The sequence below is a fragment of the Acinetobacter sp. AOR43_HL genome (assembly GCF_027854635.1).
GTDB lineage: Bacteria > Pseudomonadota > Gammaproteobacteria > Pseudomonadales > Moraxellaceae > Acinetobacter > Acinetobacter pittii.
Map to the genome: position 1 here is coordinate 1 of NZ_JAKTHX010000018.1, position 21735 is coordinate 21735.

General features: G+C 38.9%; 19 protein-coding genes. 12 read left to right on the plus strand and 7 right to left on the minus strand.

Features of this window, described 5'->3' with window-relative positions:
* Positions 1-282: 282 nt before the first annotated feature.
* The 7 genes from MKL33_RS06880 to MKL33_RS06910 all read left to right on the plus strand — a co-directional run bounded on the left by MKL33_RS06880 (position 283) and on the right by MKL33_RS06910 (position 5231).
* Positions 283-1161 (plus strand): MlaA family lipoprotein, encoded by an 879-nt coding sequence (locus MKL33_RS06880; RefSeq protein WP_032035251.1) that lies wholly within the window; start codon positions 283-285, stop codon positions 1159-1161.
* A gap of 111 nt (positions 1162-1272) precedes the next feature.
* Positions 1273-2241, plus strand: coding sequence for an RsbU family protein phosphatase GigA (gene gigA / locus MKL33_RS06885; RefSeq protein WP_002117221.1), 969 nt, complete (start codon positions 1273-1275; stop codon positions 2239-2241).
* 102 nt (positions 2242-2343) lie between these two features.
* A complete protein-coding gene (gigB, locus tag MKL33_RS06890) occupies positions 2344-2865 on the plus strand; it encodes an anti-anti-sigma factor GigB (RefSeq protein WP_002117273.1) in 522 nt (173 codons plus the stop codon).
* Between the two features lie 29 nt (positions 2866-2894).
* On the plus strand, positions 2895-3719 hold the full coding sequence (locus MKL33_RS06895; protein ID WP_270906711.1) for a carbon-nitrogen hydrolase family protein: 825 nt from the start codon (positions 2895-2897) through the stop codon (positions 3717-3719).
* Between the two features lie 14 nt (positions 3720-3733).
* Positions 3734-4108, plus strand: a complete 375-nt coding sequence (locus MKL33_RS06900) for a DUF4951 domain-containing protein (RefSeq protein WP_005804300.1) — start codon at positions 3734-3736, stop codon at positions 4106-4108.
* Between the two features lie 165 nt (positions 4109-4273).
* Positions 4274-4711: a MarR family winged helix-turn-helix transcriptional regulator gene (locus tag MKL33_RS06905; protein ID WP_005804299.1), complete on the plus strand. Its 438-nt coding sequence runs from the start codon at positions 4274-4276 to the stop codon at positions 4709-4711.
* Between the two features lie 88 nt (positions 4712-4799).
* On the plus strand, positions 4800-5231 hold the full coding sequence (locus MKL33_RS06910; protein ID WP_005066315.1) for an organic hydroperoxide resistance protein: 432 nt from the start codon (positions 4800-4802) through the stop codon (positions 5229-5231).
* A 56-nt stretch (positions 5232-5287) separates the two neighbouring features.
* Here the strand turns inward: MKL33_RS06910 and gspE are convergent, their stop codons facing one another.
* Positions 5288-6778 carry a type II secretion system ATPase GspE gene (gene gspE, locus MKL33_RS06915; protein WP_270906712.1) on the minus strand — a complete coding sequence of 497 codons (1491 nt, stop codon included), beginning with the start codon at positions 6776-6778 and terminating at the stop codon, positions 5288-5290.
* 96 nt (positions 6779-6874) lie between these two features.
* On the opposite strand from gspE, the gene MKL33_RS06920 reads away from it, so the two are divergent.
* Complete coding sequence (locus tag MKL33_RS06920; protein WP_005804297.1) at positions 6875-7696, plus strand: hypothetical protein; 822 nt, start codon at positions 6875-6877, stop codon at positions 7694-7696.
* Positions 7697-7705: 9 nt separating this feature from the next.
* Positions 7706-8623 (plus strand): mechanosensitive ion channel family protein, encoded by a 918-nt coding sequence (locus MKL33_RS06925; protein ID WP_005066312.1) that lies wholly within the window; start codon positions 7706-7708, stop codon positions 8621-8623.
* Here MKL33_RS06925 and MKL33_RS06930 read toward each other — a convergent pair.
* The gene (locus MKL33_RS06930; protein ID WP_161282896.1) at positions 8613-11417 is read right to left on the minus strand and encodes a DUF2339 domain-containing protein; all 2805 of its coding nucleotides are present in this window, start codon (positions 11415-11417) and stop codon (positions 8613-8615) included. The two genes, MKL33_RS06925 and MKL33_RS06930, sit on opposite strands and share 11 nt — an antisense overlap.
* 154 nt (positions 11418-11571) lie before the next feature.
* Between MKL33_RS06930 and polA the strand changes: the two genes are divergently transcribed.
* Positions 11572-14343, plus strand: coding sequence for a DNA polymerase I (gene polA / locus MKL33_RS06935; RefSeq protein WP_270906713.1), 2772 nt, complete (start codon positions 11572-11574; stop codon positions 14341-14343).
* Positions 14344-14395: 52 nt separating this feature from the next.
* Here polA and MKL33_RS06940 read toward each other — a convergent pair whose 3' ends face one another.
* The 5 genes from MKL33_RS06940 to ppx are packed head-to-tail and all read right to left on the minus strand — an operon-like array spanning position 14396 to position 19495.
* Positions 14396-14965: a YggT family protein gene (locus MKL33_RS06940; protein WP_000501183.1), complete on the minus strand. Its 570-nt coding sequence runs from the start codon at positions 14963-14965 to the stop codon at positions 14396-14398.
* Between the two features lie 21 nt (positions 14966-14986).
* Positions 14987-15823, minus strand: a complete 837-nt coding sequence (gene proC, locus MKL33_RS06945; RefSeq protein ID WP_005804294.1) for a pyrroline-5-carboxylate reductase — start codon at positions 15821-15823, stop codon at positions 14987-14989.
* Complete coding sequence (gene tilS, locus MKL33_RS06950) at positions 15798-17078, minus strand: tRNA lysidine(34) synthetase TilS (RefSeq protein ID WP_394899816.1); 1281 nt, start codon at positions 17076-17078, stop codon at positions 15798-15800. Before tilS ends, proC begins: the two co-directional genes overlap by 26 nt.
* A gap of 56 nt (positions 17079-17134) precedes the next feature.
* Positions 17135-17956, minus strand: a complete 822-nt coding sequence (locus MKL33_RS06955) for an acetyl-CoA carboxylase carboxyltransferase subunit alpha (RefSeq protein ID WP_005066304.1) — start codon at positions 17954-17956, stop codon at positions 17135-17137.
* Positions 17957-17974: 18 nt separating this feature from the next.
* Positions 17975-19495, minus strand: a complete 1521-nt coding sequence (ppx, locus tag MKL33_RS06960; protein ID WP_019767962.1) for an exopolyphosphatase — start codon at positions 19493-19495, stop codon at positions 17975-17977.
* Between the two features lie 275 nt (positions 19496-19770).
* Between ppx and trxA the strand changes: the two genes are divergently transcribed.
* Both trxA and rho read left to right on the plus strand, forming a co-directional pair.
* Complete coding sequence (gene trxA / locus MKL33_RS06965; protein ID WP_002054512.1) at positions 19771-20097, plus strand: thioredoxin; 327 nt, start codon at positions 19771-19773, stop codon at positions 20095-20097.
* Positions 20098-20419: 322 nt separating this feature from the next.
* Positions 20420-21688 carry a transcription termination factor Rho gene (gene rho, locus MKL33_RS06970; RefSeq protein WP_002117304.1) on the plus strand — a complete coding sequence of 423 codons (1269 nt, stop codon included), beginning with the start codon at positions 20420-20422 and terminating at the stop codon, positions 21686-21688.
* Positions 21689-21735 lie beyond the last annotated feature (47 nt).

Below are 21735 nucleotides of genomic sequence, written 5' to 3' on the forward strand. Positions count from 1 at the left end.
ATTCATCACCTAAAGCAATCAACTTAATCACAAGTAACTGTTTTTCAACAAGTTTCTATCTGCATCACCGCCGATGGATGTGCATTATAGACCATCCCATCCCCTTTGCAACCCTTTTTTTAAATCAATATCATCAACTGGACACTTTTTAAGCTTTTTAGCATTTTATCTATATTATTTGATCAATTTTACATTGATAATAGGTTATCAATTTTGTATTAAAACATATCTCCACCCAACTGCACATTTAAGTATTAGCCTGGCTGGCGGTTAAGGAATTATATGAATTATTCTAATTTAATTTTACTAAGCGTATTATCTGTAGGTGTTTGTACCTCTCTATATGCTCAAGAAAATACTATAAGTGAATCTTCTGATGCTAGCTCATTAGAAGAAACAGCACCGACTCATACGCGCTCACAAATTATTAAAGATTTAAAAAATATTAAAGTTAAAGATTTAAAAATTAATGCGAATGCAGCACAACCAGATCCTGTAAAAGACCCATTACAATCATTAAATCGTCCAATTTACTCATTTAATGACATGTTGGATCGAAATTTTTTACGCCCAGTTGCTGTGCAATATAGAGAAAAGACTCCAGAAGATGTCCGTGGTTCTTATCGTCAGTTCCGTAAAAATCTTGGAGAACCTTGGAATGCTGTTAACCAGCTTATTCAAGGTCGCCCTGGTCGTGCGGCAAAAACCCTAGGTCGCTTTACAATTAATACGTTAAGTACTCTTGGTTTAGCTGACCCTGCCAGCCGTTTAGGTTTACCGACTGAAGAAGAGAATTTTGGTGTAACTCTCGGTTACTATGGTGTTCCTTCTGGCCCATTCCTGATGTTGCCTTTTTTCGGTCCAAGTACCTTACGTGATGGTTTTGGTTTAGCAGTAGACGCCCAAGCACGTCCACAGAAATATGTTATGGATGATCAAGAGGGTCTTTATTGGTCAAGTAATATGTTACAAGCAGTTGATACGCGCGCTCAATATCTGGATCTAGATCAAACCTTACAAGGTGATCAATACGCCATGATTCGAGATTTATATCTCCAACGTAAAGCATTCCAAATTGCAGAGAAAAAGGGCGACTCAGCTGATGTATCTTTCATTGATGATGACTCAGAAGATACGCCAGATGAGAATCAAAACCCTTAAAAGATGAAATCAAGGTATTGCTTGGATTAAGAGTTGGGCAATACCTTGATTTTGATCATACATACTCTATGATGAATAAAGTGATCATATAAAAGGACTACCATCTCTTCTATGTATTTTATTAAACCGACACGCTCTATCCCTTATTTAGAGCAAGCTTTGGACAAATTGCCAGGCTTACAAGTCATTAACATAGATGATTTAGATTTATATGATCCAACCATCATTGCAATAGCAGATGTACAAGATTTCCTGACATATAAATGGAATTTACCAACGATTGTCATTGCTTTTGAACATGAAGGTAGCGCTTTAGCTCAAGCTTGGGAAGCGGGTGCTCTTGCAGGTTGGGTATGGAATCAACTACCTAACGATTTAAATAAAGCATTATCAAGAATCGATGCTCAATATAAACGTAATCAAGATAGTCGTGATTTACCTTCAGCTGCTGAACTACAAAAAAGACTATTACCTAATCCAATTGATTTATTAAATTATCAAGTCGAAACTTTCTTTCAGCCTTCAGCTTATCTTTCTGGTGATTGGTATGACTACTGGAAATTAAATGATAAGGAAGTTTTATTTTATCTTGCCGATGTTTCAGGACATGGCGTAACTAGCAGCTTATTAACCTCTTGGATGGCAGCTTTCCATGGCCGCTCTAAGACCCCAAGACAATTAATAAAAAAATTAAATGGAATGTTGGTTCAAGAGAATATTGAAAAGCACATTACGATTGTGGTGGGTATTTTAAACCTTGAAACACATACACTTCGCTGGTCAAGTGCTGGGCACTACCCTCCCCCTATCATTTTTGAACCTAATCAAGCTCCAAAAATTCTAACAACAAGTAGCTTCCCATTAGGCTTGACTGATGAACTCGAAGTTGAAGAGCATGTTTGTACGTTAAACCACCAAGCACGCTTCATTGTTTGCTCAGATGGAGCACTTGAACCTTTTGATGGTGGGTTAAATGATCAGTTCCAACAATTGGTTCATCATTTGCAAAATCAATCATTCCAAGCACCCGATCATGTGGCTGATGACATTGCCATCTTCAGTCTTTGTCGAATGAATTAATTTATGAATCAATTAATTACATAATATACGACTTAAGGACTCTTGAGTCTGCGATGGCACTATGTGATAATTTTTCTATCCTTCTCTGAAAATGGCATTTATATGTCAACAGGTCATGTTGAATATGCAAGTTTAAATGGAACGCATATTTTCAAACTTATTGGTGAAGTGCGAGCCCATTCTTGTATAAGTCTAGACAAACTTTTAAACAGAATTGAACAGCAAGAGAATGTTGTTGGTGCAATCGTTGATTTAACCCAAACAACATTTATTGATAGTACGGTGTTAGGCATCCTGGCTAAGCTAGGTTTAAAGCTTAAACAAACTCATCATATTCAAGCTGTGATGCTATCTACCAATCCAGATATCACAACCTTAGCCAACAGTATGGGGCTAGGGCAGGTTTTTGTCATTTTGAATTACTGTGGCGATCCTAACGTTTGCACATTAACGTTAACTGATGAACAGATCACTCATAATGCAATGCTAAGAACAGTTCTGGATGCACATAAGACATTAATGAAACTCAATGCAAACAATCAGAACATGTTTGAGCCACTTGTGAAGCAGTTACAGAAAGAACAAGATACGCTTGAACAGGTATCAGATAAGCAAAATGCCTGACTTTAATCATTAAGCCGGATTATTAGAATATGACCCTTATTTCTGTTGCTCAAATGAACTCTCAAGATGATATTGAAAATAATTTTCAAGTCATTGAGTCGTTGATTCAACAAAGTAAGGCGCAAAATGCTAGCCTGATTGTTTTCCCCGAAAACTTTGTATGTTTTGCTGCTGGAAAACAACGCGAAACAGCTGAGCAATTTGAGTCTATTCAACAACGGCTTGAGAAACTAGCACATCAATATCAAATCTGGATTGTGGCCGGTACCTTACCATGTCCATTTCGTCCAGATGGATCTACCATTCAAGATGGTCGAGTCCGGACGGTTAGTCTTTGTATTAGTCCTGAGCGTACAGAAGCACGTTATGACAAGATCCATTTATTTGATGTACAAGTGGGTGATACTGTCGGTGGTTATCAAGAGTCTCGTTTCTTTGAACCTGGAACAGACGTAGTAGTCACATCTACCCCTTTTGGCAATATTGGCTTAATGGTATGTTATGACTTACGTTTTCCAGAGCTTGCTCTAACTCTGAGACAACAAGGCGCTCATATTCTTACTGCTCCTGCTGCATTTACTTATACAACTGGACAAATGCACTGGCAGCTTTTGCTACAAGCTCGGGCAATGGATAGCCAATGTTATGTTTTAGGCGCAGCACAACAGGGCTGGCATGGTGAAAAACGACAAACCTGGGGACACTCTGGGGCAACAGATAGTCGTGGCCAAATTTTAAGTATGATTGGATATGAAGGGAGTGGTTTAATCACTGTACCCTTTGATTTAACAGCACAAGAACTCGTCCGCTCTTCAATGCCTCTGATGACTCACCGTAAATTGATTCATTATTAAAAGTTTAATTATTCATGTGGAAATACTTATTTAGCATTTTTTGCTTGGGGGCAAATATTCATTGTTATGCAGAGTTTGGTACAACAAACCATTTTGTTTCGCCTGCTGCACAGCTCAACTCAGATATTCTTCCAGCAACCCCTAAAAATATCCCCTTGCCCGCTTTTGGCCAAAGAATTATTGGCTGGGGTACAGGCGCAGAAGGTGCAAGACAACGTTTAGAAAATATTCAGCCAGCAGATGTTTCTGTAATTAAAAAACAAGGAACTACGCTTGAAATGATTACTGCATGGCAAGATTTTTATGAACAAGAGCAGCAACGCAATGCAAATAATCCTACTGCGAAGTATCGTGCTCGCTTAATGAAAAAGATTGCAGATTTGTGGTAAATACAGTGTTCTAAAATATTTTTATCTTATGGAATAATTGATCTAATTATTCCATTTTTTATGTACCCTCATTTATTTTATTCATAAACTATTCTGATGAACATTTAAGAAACTGAATAGAAAGCGATATACTACAAAAGCAATACTAGTTTCTTTGAGGAATATATGGACCAAGACTGTCAAAACTTAAAGCTTGAGAATCAATTATGTTTCCTCATTTATTCAACGAATTTAGCGCTTAATCAACTCTACAGAAAACTTCTAGCACCTTTGGGCATTACCTATCCCCAATATTTAGTGATGTTAGTGTTATGGGAGCAGGATGAAGTGACTGTTTCAGAAATTGGAGCTAAACTTTTTTTAGAATCATCTACCCTCACTCCTATCTTGAAAAAGTTAGAAGCCTCGCATTTACTTCATCGTACCCGTTCAACTCAAGATGAGAGACAAGTGATTATTACGCTAAGTGATGAAGGAAAAAAATTAAAAGATCAAGCAATCCATATTCCATCAGGCGTATTAGAAGCAAGTTCATGTGATATGACAACACTACTTGGCCTTAAAGATCAACTTACTAAACTCCGTACAAACTTAGTCAAATAAACAGCAATTTTTTTAAAAAATATACTTGTCAAAATAATTAAGTCGTGTACGATATATTTTTATTCAATTTATTTTAGGAATAAAAACGATGTCATTAGAAAAAGTTGTTTATCGTGCAAAAGCTAAAGCAACCGGTGGTCGTGATGGCCGTGCTACTTCATCAGACGGCGTATTAGATGTACAGCTTGGTGTGCCTAAAGAAATGGGTGGCGCAGGCGGTGCTGTAACAAATCCAGAGCAACTATTCGCAGCTGGTTATTCAGCATGCTTTTTAGGTGCTTTAAAATTTGTTGCAAACCGCGATAAATTTAATATTAGTAAAGACGCTTATGTAGAAGGTGAAGTAGGTATTGGTCCAATTCCTACAGGTTTTAGCATCGAAGCGACTTTAAATGTTTACTTAGTGGGTATGGATCGTGAAGAAGCTGAAAAGTTAGTTGCAGCAGCTCATATTGTTTGCCCATATTCAAATGCAACTCGCAATAATATTGATGTGACGTTTAATATTGTGACTGAATAAGTTTTGATATTTAAAAAATGCCCGAATCAAATCGGGCATTTTTTACATCTTAAATATTATGCTTCACTTGCCTCATTAGTTACACGAAGCACTTCTTCGAGTGTAGTTTTACCCGCCAGTACTTTGCGCAAACCATCATCACGAATAGAACCTGAATACTCACGAGCATGATTTTCTAATTCATATTCAGCTGCGTTACCATGAATCAGACGGCGCATGGGTTCATCAACTGGTACGATTTCATAAATCGCTGTACGCCCATTAAAACCTAAATGTGAACAATGATCGCACCCTTTGGCTTCAGGTAACTGCAATAATGGTTCATTATTAATATGTTGAAAAACCTGTTTCTCAAAAGTATCGGCTTCACGCCATGTCATACAATGTGGACATAGAGTACGAACCAAACGTTGAGCAATCACCCCAATTAAAGAGCTTGATAACAAGAAGGGTTCAATCCCCATATCTTTAAGACGAGTAACTGCACCAATAGCTGTATTGGTATGTAGTGTTGATAAAACCAAATGGCCTGTTAAAGATGCTTGAACCGCAATTTCAGCAGTTTCCAGATCACGGATCTCCCCCACCATCACCACATCAGGATCTTGACGTAACATTGCTTTTAAAGCACGAGCAAATGTCATATCCACTTTGGTATTCACTTGGGTTTGACCAATGCCTTCGAGTTGATATTCGATTGGATCTTCAGCAGTTAAGATATTACGAGTATTGTCATTTAGATCAGACAAGGCTGCGTATAAGGTGGTCGTTTTCCCCGAACCTGTAGGGCCTGTGACCAAAATAATACCGTGGGGACGATGCACTAACTGAGTTAAACGCTCATAGTCATTAGCCATTAAGCCTAAATGAGTCATATTAAGACGGCCCGCTTGTTTATCAAGCAAACGCATAACGACCCTTTCCCCATGTGACGATGGCAAAGTTGAAACACGCACATCCACTTCACGGCCAGCAAGACGTAAAGAAATACGTCCATCTTGTGGTACACGTTTTTCAGCAATATCAAGCTTCGCCATAACTTTAATACGAGAAACGAGTAAAGGCGCCAACTCACGGCGTGGTTGTACAATCTCACGTAGTTGACCATCTACACGTAATCGTACAGATAGTTTCTTTTCAAAAGCTTCAATATGAATATCAGAAGCCCCTACTCGAATTGCTTCAGAGAGAAGTGCATTGATCAGACGAACAATAGGTGCGTCATCTTCTTGATCCATCAAATCTTCTGTTTCGGGAACCTGATCGGCCAAACTCAATAAATCCGGATGATCTTCTAAACCAGCTGCAACTTGTTGTGATTCCCCTGTATCACCTGCATAACTCGTACTTAAGAGCATATTAAATTCTTGTTCAGTACATAATTGATAATGAGCTGGCTTACCCAAGATGCGTCTTGCTTCCTGTAATGCAATTTTTTCAGTGTTTTGACGTCTAATAATAAATACCTGATCACCGTCATAACGAAATAAAACACCATGACGCTTGGCAAAACTATATGGAACTTGTATTTGTTTCAATATTTGCATCACAATTTATAATGATGAGTAAGATGATTTTGAGTGTACTCTAAGCAGATTACAGCGTGAAGTCTGTTTAACAACTCGGTAGAGGAATTTTGCGTCTTGTTTGAAAATAATGAATATCAGCCTCACCCCCAGAATTCTTTAAAATGGTGGGGTGAACAGCACTTTGAAATTAACCAGTCCAAAGCATGGCAATTCGGTTCAATGCTCTTTCGTTTAACACGTGGCATAAAAGAATGGCGCATCGAATATTATCGTCCGTCTCTCCAAGACGATAATGAACAAGATTGGCACCCCATTGCAGATCCACATTTTGCCTTTCCGCATACGGTTCAAGTAGAACGTTACATGTTTCGAAAGACCAACCCAGAATTTTTACTGATGCCACGTCTGGCAGATCGTTCTGTGGTTATTAAACCAGTCGATCCTATTTATATTCCAGCAGGTCAACGTGGGACTCTATATATCAGCACACCATTATGGATTGCTGGCTTAGTTGAAAGTCAGCATGAACCTTTGTTTGAGATTCCTGTGATTCAGCCTAAAGATACGTGGTTTGGTCCAAATGCCCAGCAAGGAGAAATCTGTTATGCCACTTCCGTGGATGGCCGTACTGATTTGAATCTATTAACACCACGCGCTTTCCGTGCTGTTACTCCAATCGACTTTCACAACACAAGTAATCATCAATTACGCTTTGATCGTATGAATGTGCCAGTTACCGCCCTTCCTCTTTTTTATAGTGAAAGTACAGGTCGTTTGTGGACTTCTCAAATTAAAGTTTATTATGAGGGTTCTGATCGTCCGGCACGTATTCGTATTGAAAACCGTACGCCACCTCTTGCTGGTGAAGTGACCTATGTTCACCCACCACGCTCACCTGGTGGAGCATTATTCAATATGTTTGATTCATTCTTTTAAGAGGTTTATATGGCTGATTCAAATATTCCAAAAGATATCGCTGATAGCCTCAAAAGTATATTTACCAATATCAATACCGAACGTATTAGTGAAATTTTAGTCGCTGTTGTACTGTGTTTCATTGGCTTTGTTCTTGCTCGTATTATTTCGAATACGTTTATTAGAACCATTGGCTCACGTTTTAATGCTCACCAACGCCTTGTATGGCGCCGCGGTATTTTTTATTTCATTTTCTTACTCTTCATCATGACAAGTTTGAAAGAAGCTGGGTTCAAACTTAGTGTATTCCTCGGTGCAGCAGGGATTTTAACTGTAGCACTCGGTTTTGCATCGCAAACATCTGCCAGTAACTTGATTAGCGGTTTATTTTTGATTGGTGAAGGTTCATTTGAAGTCGGTGATACGATCCAGATTACTCTCATTCGTGGTAATACCATTGAAGGCGAGGTCATTTCAATTGATTTGCTTTCGGTAAAATTACTTACACTCGACAATGTCTATATTCGTTTGCCGAATGAACAGCTTATTCGTGCGCCTGTACACAACTTATCTAAATATCCAATACGACGTATTCCAATTACTTTGGCAATTAACTTTCACGAAGACATTATTAAAGTTCGTGAGGTTTTACTGAATGTAGCAGCTCATTATCCACTTGTACTGGATGATCCCAAACCTGCAGTTACGGTTACCGCATTCAGGGAATCATCAATTGAGCTTTTATTCACAATGTGGTGTCGACAAGAGAACTCTTTAAAAGTTCGAGATGAAATGCAAGAACGAATCCGAAATGGATTCTTAGATAACCGAATTGAAATTCCTGTTCCTAAAATGGGCTTGATTGATCGGCCGTCTACCGGTTTTGCTGAAGACGATATCGATCAATATAGCAATCAAAAAGAATTAAAAAGAGAGCCTAAAGCTTAGGCTCTTGATTCTTGTGTGCGGTAGATGACGGGGGTAATGGCGCAAGATAAGCAATAATTAACATTACTCCACCTGCCCCAATAAACGAAATGACTCGAGTTAATGTCGCACTTTGTGATAGGTCAAGCAAAATCAACTTTAATACCACAATACCTAAAAGCGCAGCACCTACAAACCAGAGTTGACGAATCATTTTACGGCTTGAGAATGTAGTTAATACAAATGCCAAAATGACCCAAAGCAATGTCAAACTTAACTGCACTTCACCATTCGTCCAAATTGCTAAGCTCCATAGTGGTGTCCCCCAGTAATGATGTAAGCCCCTAACGACCACACTACTGAATACCAATAACCCAGCTAAAATTGTTGTAATTTTAAAAGTCCACTCTAGTGATTTATCTTGATCAAAAGCATGTTGATAAATAATAAAGAGCAGACCTGCAAATATTACAATAGAAAGAAAATCAGTTAAGTTAAATAAAGGAACAAAATAAAGGTACTCAGCAGAGTGTCGATCAACACTTACAACTAACAACCAAATTAAGCTTAAACACCAAACTGGAATTTGATGCAATAGTGTCGTTTTATGAGCCTTATACGCCCAAAGTGAATAAACCACAGGAACAAAAGCCAGAGCAACAACTGGCATTTGTGGAAAGATTGCCAAACCAACTATCGCTAACACCAACCAGCTTAAACCAGCCCAGACATTTAAGTACCCAGACTCATCCGACTGCGGTTGAGCCATAAGAAATAAGGCACTTAGAATAATGGTAGCGACTAGGAAAGAACTCTGCTGTAATAGATCGGTCCATTTAAACAGAATGAATACTTGACTGGTAAAGGCTTCACCCAAAACTAACAACAGTAACAGGCTAATTAAAATTAACTGCAAACTTTGCCATTGCACACGAAGTTTATAGTGAACGACTGCGCTAAATATTGCGATGAGAACTACGGCGAACATCAAATATGGACTCAAAGAATGATGATGCCATGTCATTATTTCTACACCAGCTACAGCACCTGCATACATCCCTAAACACAAGAAAATGCCACTAAACATGCTTGCGCTAAAATAGCGTTGCTCTTTACTGTTGTATTGCAATAAATAAAAGGCAGAAATAAATTGAGCAATTGCATAGATGCTTGTGCTTAGGGTTGGGAACTCTTCATTTGCCCACACCTGATAAAACAGTGCAATAGAGCTAAGTAAAACTAAAACCACACCAATATATCGGCTTAAACGGTAGCGCTCAGTTACTCCCCACACAATTAAAGCCGTACCTTGAGCAACCCAACCAATTGCTGTCCAATGTGCTCCTTTTGCAAGCGGGAAAATTAAGGCAAAAAATGCAACCGCGAGAATGAAAAAGCTTTTTGCAAGGACCGAAAGCTGTGGATGAGTTTTTTTAATCCAGAAAGTTAATACTGCATAGGTACCTGCCAAGACGGCTGCACCAATCGTCAATGCTTGTGTAGACTCATGTACCAAGTAGGCATGAAGGGTAAAGCCCAGTACTGGCACACTAAAAATAAGACCAACATCCAAGAGTGGAGGTAAACGAATGCCTTCTTGTTTTTCACTTGCTGACGTCCGAGATATATTTTGGCTATAACGAACACTAAGCCAAATAAACAGTGCGATATGGCACCACAAAATCCAGTCTAATGTATTAAATTTTTCGGGTTCTGCATAAAATGCGATTGCACTACCACCAATAAACATTGTGGCAAAGAAAGCAATTTGATTTAAGATTTTCCAAGGCTGAATAAAATTAACTGCAGCAACTGCTAAGTTAATTACTAAGTAGTAGCTAAATAGGAAGGTTACATCAGGGCGATATTGAGGAATAACTAAAGGAGCCGCATAAGCCATACCCAGTGCTAATATTGCCAAATAAATAGCTTGTTGTTTTAAGCTCAGGAATACCGTAATAGCTAATAAAATCGTAAACAGAATACTCGCTGTAGTTAGGTTGGCAATTACACCAAAATGATGTGAGAACACAAGTGTCAGGAATACAACAGCCAGCCCGACACCTTGCAATGCCACAGCAAACAGCTGATTTTTCTTTTGCAATGTATACCCAAATGCCGTTAACACACCTCCAGCAATCGCAATAAATCCAAGTTTCACACCTAAACTAAGTTGCCAATGCTCGCTTGCAAAACGTAATAGCAACACTACCCCAACCATAAGCACAGCAACAGCAACTCTTAAGATTGGATTACCATGAATCATCCAATCTACGGCTGGTTGCCACCATGCGGTCTGAACATGTGCTGGTTGTTCTGTTTGATTTAAAGGTGCCGTTCCCGCTGGGACTAGCGTGTCTGTATTATTGGAACTAACTTGTTCTATTACAGGATTTATAACTTCTGTTTGTATGGTCTCATTTACATGAACAGTTTGTTTTGCTGACTCGAGGTATAATAGTCGAGTATGAAATGCACTGATGGTTTGAATCAAACATAGCAATAAAACCAGTAAAGCCCCACCAGCAATCCACATCCAATGATTGATATAAGCAACTAATGCAACCAAGGCCGCTGCATAAATCACTGTTCTTTGCATGTGAATAGAATAAAGTGGCGTTTTCTGCTGAGAAAACTGCTGTTCTAAATGAGTTAAACGCTCATGCAGATTTGACAGTAATTGAACTAGAATGACAGTAAGTGCAATAGATAAAGCAATAACAGCACTCTGAAATTTAAAACCAATTGAAATGGCTAAAAACAAAGTCAACGCGATCAAAACAATGATCATTCCCTGTTTGTCTTTTTTATACATGGGCTTAGCAATATGACACCTTCATTACAGGTCATCTTACTTCAAGCCAATACAAGCGTATATTTATACATACAAAATACTGCAAAAATCATAAACCTGCATTCATAGCCGTTTTCACGTAAAATACCCGTAATTCAGATTAAGGAATTGTTCAATGCCACCATTTGTCTTGGTTGATGGGTCCTATTTTTTATTTCGTGCATATCATGCATTACCACCATTGACGACCTCTACAGGGTTACATACCAATGCAATACGTGGGGCAATTTCTGCCATTCAAAAATTAATGCGCCGTATGCAACCGACACATATGGCCGTCATTTTTGATACGCCTGAACCAACTTTTCGTCACAAGCTTTCACCTATTTATAAAGGTGATCGCCCAACCATGCCGGAAGAGTTATCTCAACAGATTCCATATTTGCATGCATTGATTAAAGCTCAAGGGATTCCTTTATATAGTCTTCCAGGTGCAGAGGCAGATGACATTATCGGTACACTCGCTAAACGCGCCGTACTCGAAGGCCATCATGTACTTATCTCAACCGGCGATAAAGACATGGCTCAGCTCGTCAATGATCATGTAAAACTTGAAGATAGCTTTAAAGATCGTGTCATGGATACCGACGGGGTATTTGAAAAATTTGGTGTTTGGCCAAATCAAATTATCGATTACTTAACCCTTATGGGCGATGCGTCTGATGGCATCATGGGTGTGCCTGGCGTTGGTGCAAAAACAGCAGCTAAGTTACTAACTGAATATGGCACTTTAGACAATATTATTGCCAATGCAGACCAACTTAAAGGCAAACTTAGCCAAAATATTAAAGATAACTTAGACAATATTAAGCTTGATCACCAGTTAGCTAGCATTGTCTGTGATCTTCCTTTAGAACTCGATTGGCATGAGTTAAAGCTTACTGATCCAAATGTTGAGGCTCTACGTAATCTTTATACTGAGCTTGAGTTTAGAAACCAATTACAGTCGCTTGATCATCCAAACAATCCAAATAGCTCAAGCTATAAACAACAAGCTTCACAGACTATTGTGCAAAATGAAGTTAGACCTGCTGAATCTATAGAAACTGAAGATCAAGCAAGCTTAACTAGTCAAGATGACCAGCTTGGAACTGCAAATTATCATACTGTTTTAACCCAAGAAGCATGGGATCAGCTCTGGCAACGTATGCAAAATGCCGATCATTTTGCTATTGATACAGAAACTACAAGTCTGGACTACCGTATTGCCGAGATGGTTGGTTTTTCAATCGCATTTGATGCGAAAGATGCCTACTATGTTCCATTAGCGCATGATTATGAAAATGCGCCACAGCAACTGGATCGTGATCAAATTCTGGCTCAAATTAAGCCTGTGCTAGAAAATGAAGCAGTTAAAAAAATTGGTCATCACCTTAAATATGATGCTCATATCTTTGCCAATCATGGCATAGAACTTAAAGGCTGGTATTTCGATAGCATGCTTGCATCTTATGTATTGAATGCAGCAGCCACTCGTCACGGCATGGATGACGTAGCTCGTGTCTACTTAAGCCACTTAACCACCACCTTTGAACAAATTGCTGGTAAGGGCGCCAAACAAAAGACTTTCAATCAAATTGAGATTGAAGTTGCTGCTCACTATGCTGCAGAAGATGCTCATGTGACTTATCGTTTGTATGAAGTGCTTTCAAACAAAATTAAGCCATTTCCTGAGCTAGAAAATATTTTATATAACATCGAAATGCCAGTTGCCCGTATTTTATCGGGTATGGAAGAAGATGGAATTCGTCTAGATCATGCCTTCTTAGATAAATTAAGCGTTGAATTTGCAAAAACAATGGAAGGGCTTGAAAATCAGGCGATGGAAATTGCAGATGAAACTTTTAATATTGCATCTCCTAAACAAGTAGGCGAAATACTATTTGATAAATTAGGAATCAAAGGCGGTAAAAAAACTGCAACTGGACAATACAGCACCAGTGAAACTGTTTTAGAAAAAATTGAACATCCTTTAGCGGAAATTATTCTAGAGCATCGTGGTTTAGCAAAGCTAAAAAGTACCTATACTGATCGTCTAGTTGAGCAATCTCATAACGACACGCATCGTGTACATACAAGTTATCACCAAGCACTTACAGCAACAGGTCGCCTCTCCTCTTCAGATCCTAACTTACAAAATATTCCAATTCGTAGACAAATTGGGCGCCAAATTCGTAAAGCATTCATTGCGCCAGAAGGTCGAGTATTATTGGCTGCCGATTACTCGCAAATTGAATTACGTTTAATGGCTCATTTTTCTCAAGATGATGCTTTAGTACATGCGTTCCAGCACGGACAAGATGTTCACCGCCGTACTGCTGCAGAAGTATTGGGTATTGCTATCGAAGATGTGACCAATGACCAACGCCGTCAAGCGAAAGCAGTTAACTTTGGCCTACTTTATGGTATGTCTGAGTTTGGTTTGATTCGCCAATTAGGCTTTACACGTCAAGAATCACAAAACTATATTAAGCAATATTTCCAACGCTATCCTGGCATCTATGAATATATGCAACGCACACGTCAAGTTGCATCAGAGCAAGGTTTTGTTGAAACTATTTTAGGTCGTCGTCTTTATACACCAGATATTGATGCACGAAATGTAATGGTACGTAAGGCTGCCGAACGTGCTGCAATTAATGCGCCTTTACAAGGTAGTGCTGCTGATATCATTAAACTCGCAATGATTGAAGTCGATAAAATCTTGCCAAAAGATCAAGCCAAGTTACTTCTTCAAGTACACGATGAATTAGTATTTGAAGCAGATCAAAACATTGCCGAGGAGCTCTCTAAGCAAATCGCGACTGTCATGGAATCTGTAGTAAAAATTTCTGTGCCTTTAGTTGTTGAAGTTGGGCAAGGGCAAAACTGGGATGATGCCCATTAATTAGTAGAAATAAAAAAAGGGCTGTATTAACAGCCCTTTTTATTGCGTTAACTTAAAGTCCTGTTAAAAGAACTTTTGCAACTTCATTCATTAAGATCTCGGCAATATAAAGCGCCAAAAACGCCAAAATTGGAGATAAGTCAATCATTCCCATATTAGGCAATAAACGACGGAATGGTGCGAGTAATGGTTCAGCTAAATCTTGAATCACTTCAATATAAGGTGAACGCGATTGAGTGAACATAACCACCCAACTCAAAATAATTGTCGCGAAAATTAAATAACGGCAGAAACGAATTAGGTCCTGAATCATAGTCACAAATGTCAGAATCACTAAGTGAACCGGACTATTTGGCATAGAACCAGAAAGATACATCACGCCAAAAATTTTCAGCAAATATAAAATAATTAAAAGAACCAACGCAGCCAAATTAAATCGGCCTTTTGCGACCGTCGGAAAAATTCGGCCAAAAATATCAACAATTTTAGTCGCCTTTACGGTCGATAAAACCACAGGATTATAAGGACTTACTGCCGCCAATTGCATTAAAAAACGGAAAAAGACCAATAAAATCGCGACATTAATTAAAATTCCAAAAATTAGCGCAGAATTTGCACCCATAGTTGTCTTATCCTATTTAAGCTATTTCGCACTGTCACTCAATTCTTGAGCCAATTCTTGACTACGCTTCTGTGCAGCAGCCAATGCAGATTGAATATTTTGGGAGATTTGTGCACGGTCAAAAACTTCAAGTGCAGCTTGAGTTGTGCCATTTGGCGATGTCACATTCTTACGAAGTTCAGAAGGAGTGTTTGAACTCGTAATTGCCATTTGAGCTGCACCTAATGCCGTTTGAAGAGTCAACGCAGTTGCAACTTTTTCATCAAGTCCTAAATTTTTACCCGCACGGATCATACTTTCCATGAGATAGAAGAAATATGCAGGACCTGAGCCAGAAACCGCTGTTACCGCATCAATTTGAGCTTCGGAGTTTACCCAAATTGTTAAGCCTGTGGCTGCTAAAATCTGACTTGTTAATTCACGATCCGAAGTACCTACTACATCATTTGCATAGATACCATGTGCACCCGTCTGAACTAGAGCTGGCGTATTTGGCATAACTCGAACAATTCGATTGCTATCAATTAAGTTTGATATCGTTTGGATTTCAGCACCAGCAATAATTGAAATAACCAATTTATCTGATAACAGTCCTTTTAAAGGACGTAAAACAGTCGCCAAAACTTGTGGTTTTACTGCCAGTACAACGACATCAGCATTTTTAATTGCAGCTACATTATCTTGTGTCACATGGACTTCTTTTTCTTGCAATAATTGACGTATTTGCTCAACAGGATCTGAAACGGTAATACGTGTTGGCGGTAAACCTCTTGAAATGAGCCCACCAATCAAAGCTTGGGCCATATTACCACCACCAATAAAACAGATATTACTATTTACTGCACTTGTCATAACCATCTTCGCCATTTACCAGATTACAAGAATAAGAAATTAAATCTGGTTGCCATCCTCCTTGCTCACAATACGGAGACTGAGCCAACCAAAATCCTTTCGGTGTAAAAACCCCAAGCATAACATTATCTATGACTAATATTTGAATTGTATGACGAAGCCAAGGCAAAATATGTGCTTCTTGAATTGCTTTTTTTAATGGCCATTGCCCAACACGACCATATAAATGGACCTTTTCACCACCTTGGCGTCGAATAATTTTTAATTTTTTATTTAATAAAGATGCAGACAAACCCATATTTTTTTGAGTAATTTGAAATTGTCCTGAAGCACAGTGCACTATTTCCCCTAGTTGAAAATAATGCTCCATCTCGGTTTCAACTGGATTTAATTTTTCAACAAGAAAAACTTGCTTACTCAATCTATAAAGATGATGTTGATAACGAACATAATAAAACTGGTTCCAGTGTAATGCCGCTTGTGCATCAGATTTTGAATCAATTACTTCATTTTTTAAACGCTCAACCATTTCAAATGCAGGTCGATATTGCCCATCACCTTTCATCCAAACCGAAAGCAATTGACGCTGACGGGCAGAAGATAGTTTTAATAGCTGATTTAAGTCCAAACATTCGTCCGTACCACAATTTTGCAAATCAACTTTTAAAACTTCTTCTAAAATTTCAGAAGCATCTTGCATCAGATAGCTGGTACGACTAAGTGCTTGCTGCATTTTTGGAAAACGGTTTTGTAAGAAGGGCCAAAGTTCTTCACGCGACCACGCCCGATCATAATGGATATCGTAATTTGTAGGATCATCTATATACTCAATTTCAAGTTGAGTAGTCCACTCGGCAATCTGCTCACGGGTTAAATCTAAAAAAGGGCGCCAAATTGTCATATCTACACGATGATCAATACACTGCATAGCAGCAAGCCCATCAACACCCGCCCCCGACAATAAACGTAATATTACTGTTTCAGCTTGATCTTGCTGGTGATGAGCAAGCGCTAAAATTTCGTTGGTTTGTAAATGTTGTAGATAAGCGTGATAACGTGCCTGACGTGCTTGAGCTTCCAAATTACCGTCAGTAACTTGAACTTTTTGAATAGTATAAGGAATATTTAAACGAGTCGCTTGTTTAGCAACGAGTTCGCCCCACTCTGCACTTTTTGATTGCAGTTGATGATCTATATAAATTATTCGGATCTTATGAGGGAAAATTTGAGACATCAAATGTAGTAGCAGCATTGAATCCATGCCGCCACTACATCCAATAAGAAAAGTACTATTTTCTGAAAACTCTTGAGCCTGTTTTAAGACGCGATGCCTAAATTTTCGCTGCCAAACTTCATTAAACGTTGATAACGTGCTTCGCATCGTTCATTTGCATCCATTGGTAGCAACTCATCCAAAGCTTGCTTCAAAACTACTTTTAGGTTTTGCATGACTTGCTCAGGGTCTAAATGAGCACCTTCGCCTTCATCTACTACATATTCAACAATACCTAGAGATTGTAATTTATCTGCTGTCAAACCTAAAGCTTCACTTGCTTGAGCCGCTTTTTCAGCAGTTTTCCACAAAATAGATGCACAGCCTTCTGGTGAAATCACTGAATAAATACTATGCGACAACATAATTACTCGGTCAGCAACACCAATACCTAGAGCACCACCAGAACCGCCCTCACCGAGTACTGTTGCAACAACAGGAACTTTCAAACTTGAAAGTTGAGCCAGGCTAGTTGCAATTGCTTCAGCTTGTCCACGCTCTTCAGCACCAACACCTGGATAAGCACCCATAGTATCAATAAATGTGAAGACCGGAAGGTTAAAGCGCTCAGCCATATCTAATAGGCGTTGAGATTTACGGTAACCTTCTGGGTTAGCCATACCGAAGTTGTGCTTTAATTTTTCACGGGTACTACGACCACGGTGTTGGCCAATAACCATCACAGGTTGACCATCAAAACGAGCAAGACCACCTACCATCGCACCATCGTCACCAAACAAACGATCACCATGCAAGGCATCAAACTCTGTAAAGATTTCACCGACATAATCTAGAAACTGCGGACGATCAGGATGACGTGCAATTTGAACCGTTGTCCACGCTTTGGACTGAGTAGCTTTTTTCATAGGTCGAATATTATCCCTTTAATCGATAAATTTTTCCGACTGAATATTCAATTCAATGTCCCAATGCTTAAACTGCTCTTGCTCATCATGCAAGTCGGCAACTAACAATGGCCATTGTTTGGCATCACCAGAAACACTAAGTTGCCATTGTTGATCATTTATGATGGTCAGTTCAATGGCAGGAAGCATCTGATCACTTCGACTATGGTTGAGTAAAACTGCTAGGCGAAGTAATAAACATAGATAAAGTAATTTATTACCACCAGCCTTCAAAATTTCATTTTTTATATCATTTCGCAATTTACGACGGTGGTGAGCGACTAAATGTGAAAGGTGATTTTGATCAATTTGTGAGAAGCCTGGAATATCAGAATGCTGCAATAAATAAGCACCATGACGGTGATAACCACCATGGCTAATTGCTAAACCAATTTCATGCAAATAGGCAGCTCGACGCAGTAAGTCACTGTCTTCACTCGTTAAATTAAGAGATTCCGCAACACCATCAAATAATTGCTGTGCTGTATTTACAACCCGTTCTGCTTGTTTTGGATCTGCGTTATAACGCCCCATTAAGGCCTGTACACTACGATCACGGATATCTTCATGTTTAAAACGACCTAATAGGTCATACATGACTCCTTCACGTAATGCACCATCAGAATATGCCAAACGATCAATTTCTAAAACTTCGAAAACTGCGTACAAAATTGCCAATCCGGCTGGCAAAACTGCTCGTCGGTCTTCTCTTAACCCTTCAAAATCAATTTCAGAAATATTTTTAAACTTAAGTAATTTATCTTTGAGTTTATATAACCCTTCTCGAGTGACGTTTTCTTGTTCATCACTCAAGCCCATATTCACCATAATTTGGCGGCAAGCTTTAATCGTTCCACTAGAACCAACGACAGTATCCCAACCTTCCATTTTATACGTTGTTGCAATAGCTGAAAGTTCTTTACGGGCAGCAACTACTGCTTTATCAAAGGCTTTTTGTGTGATTTCGCCATCGGCAAAGTAGGCTTTTGTATAAGCCACACATCCCATTTGCAATGACTCTGTATAAATAGGCTCAAACTCTTCACCAATAATGAACTCAGTAGAACCACCACCAATATCTACAACTAAACGTCGACCACCATTTGCCATGGTATGCGATACACCAAGATAAATCAGACGCGCTTCTTCTCGCCCAGCAATAATTTCAATAGGTTTAGGCAAAATTTCTGCTGCTTTTTGAATAAATTCATGACCATTTTTTGCCTGACGCAAGGCATTGGTCGCCACAATTCTTAAACGATTTGGTTGAACAGAACTTAATCTTCCAACAAAACGAGCCAAGCAGGCTAAGCCTCGTTGCTGAGCGGCTTCTGTTAGGTTTTTATTCTCATCTAAACCAGCTGCGAGCTGTACTTTTTCTGACATCGAAGCAACTTTTTTAACTTCGCCATGATCTACCCGTGCAATTGCAAGGTGAAAACTGTTCGACCCCATATCTATGGCGGCAAGTAATTCTTCATCAATCAGAAAGTCAGACATTATTGAACTAAACCCATAACAATTCACGCCTAGAGTAATTCACAAGAATGCAATTGAAAAGCCATTTTCATCAACAATTAGCTGTGATTTAAATTTTTCTATTTATTAGTTGATTGTACAAGTCGATGATGAATATCGTGAGCATCCATTAGACAAATTTAGTTAAGCCTTGAATAATAGCATCAAACCCTTACATTGAACTAAGTAGCTATGTAATACTGATAGAGATAATTTCTCCTGTAATAGCACTTTTTTCTAAAAATTGGAGCCGTACCATGTCTGCGACTATTGTAAATACAACTGATGATAACTTCCAAGCAGATGTTTTAGATGCTGAAACCCCTGTACTTGTTGACTTCTGGGCAGGATGGTGTGCACCTTGTAAAGCGATCGCACCTGTTCTTGAAGACCTATCAAGTGAATATGCTGGTAAAGTAAAAATTGTTAAAGTTGATGTGACTTCTTGCGAAGATACAGCAGTGAAATACAACATCCGTAACATTCCTGCTTTACTACTTTTCAAAAATGGTGAAGTTGTAGCTCAACAAATTGGTGCTGTACCTCGCTCTAAACTTGTTAGCTTTATTGATGAAAACGTTTAAGTCAAAATGCTAAAAAAGAAAATACGCTATACTTTTTTATAGCGTATTTTTTTCGCCTATAAATTGACAAATTTGCTAGGCTGGCTTATATTGCATGCTCAAGAGGCACTGAAGGGAATCATCTTCGTCCGGCTTCTTACAAGACACAAACATAAAGATCGCCACTCGGCAACAGAAATTGTTTTTTCACATTTCTCTTCGAAACAATTAATCAGACTTCTGAATTGTTATTGTGTAAATACAATTGCGATAATCTTTTTTGTATGCGAGCGATTTTTCTCCTTTTTAAACCACACTCTACTCTTTCCTAATTCTGACCCTTATGAATTTAACTGAACTCAAGAAAAAACCAATCGGCGAACTAATTAAAATTGCTGAATTTATGGGCCTGGAAGGTATGGCTCGTAACAGAAAGCAAGATATTATTTTTGCCATTTTGAAACGCCATGCGATGAATGGCGAAGAAATTTTTGGTGACGGCGTTCTCGAAATTCTCTCTGATGGTTTTGGTTTTTTGCGTTCTGCCGCAGGTTCGTATTTAGCAGGTCCGGATGATATTTATGTGAGTCCTTCACAGATCCGACGCTTTAACTTGCGTACAGGTGATACCATCACAGGTACTATTCGCCCTCCAAAAGAAGGTGAGCGTTATTTTGCGTTGCTCAAAGTTAACCAGATTAACTATGACACGCCAGAAAATTCTCGAAATAAAATTTTATTTGAAAACTTAACCCCCCTTTTCCCGACCGAACAATTGGTTATGGAATTAGGTAATGGTACGACAGAAGACTTAACTGCTCGTGTCGTTGATTTAGTTGCGCCAATTGGTAAAGGCCAACGTTCTATTATTGTTGCACCGCCGAAAGCGGGTAAAACAATGTTACTTCAAAATATTGCTCAATCGATTGTTAGAAACAATCCAGAAGTATTCTTGATTGTTCTATTAATTGACGAACGTCCAGAAGAAGTAACTGAAATGGAGCGTACTGTTCGCGGTGAAGTTATTGCCTCAACATTTGATGAAGCACCGGCCCGCCATGTACAAGTTGCAGAAATGGTAATTGAAAAAGCTAAACGTCTTGTTGAACATAAAAAAGATGTTGTGATTCTTCTTGACTCTATTACCCGCCTTGCACGTGCTTACAACACAGTCATCCCGTCATCAGGCAAAGTGTTAACTGGTGGTGTAGACGCTCATGCATTAGAGCGCCCTAAACGTTTCTTCGGTGCTGCGCGTAATATCGAAGAAGGTGGTTCACTTACGATCATCTCTACTGCTTTGATTGAAACAGGCAGTAAAATGGATGATGTAATTTATGAAGAATTCAAAGGTACAGGTAACCAAGAGATTACGCTTGATCGCCGTATTGCTGAAAAACGTGTCTTCCCTGCTATGAATATCAAAAAATCTGGCACACGTCGTGAAGAGCGTTTAATGGATGAAGATAAATTACGTAAAGTATGGATCCTCCGTAAGCTACTTCACCCTATGGATGAGTTGGCAGCAATGGAATTCTTACTTGACCGTATGAAAGAAACCAAAACAAATGATGATTTCTTTGATCAAATGAAACGTAAAGCTTCAACTTAAGTGATTAAGCCTTCAAAAAAGCCACTCTTTTGAGTGGCTTTTTATTT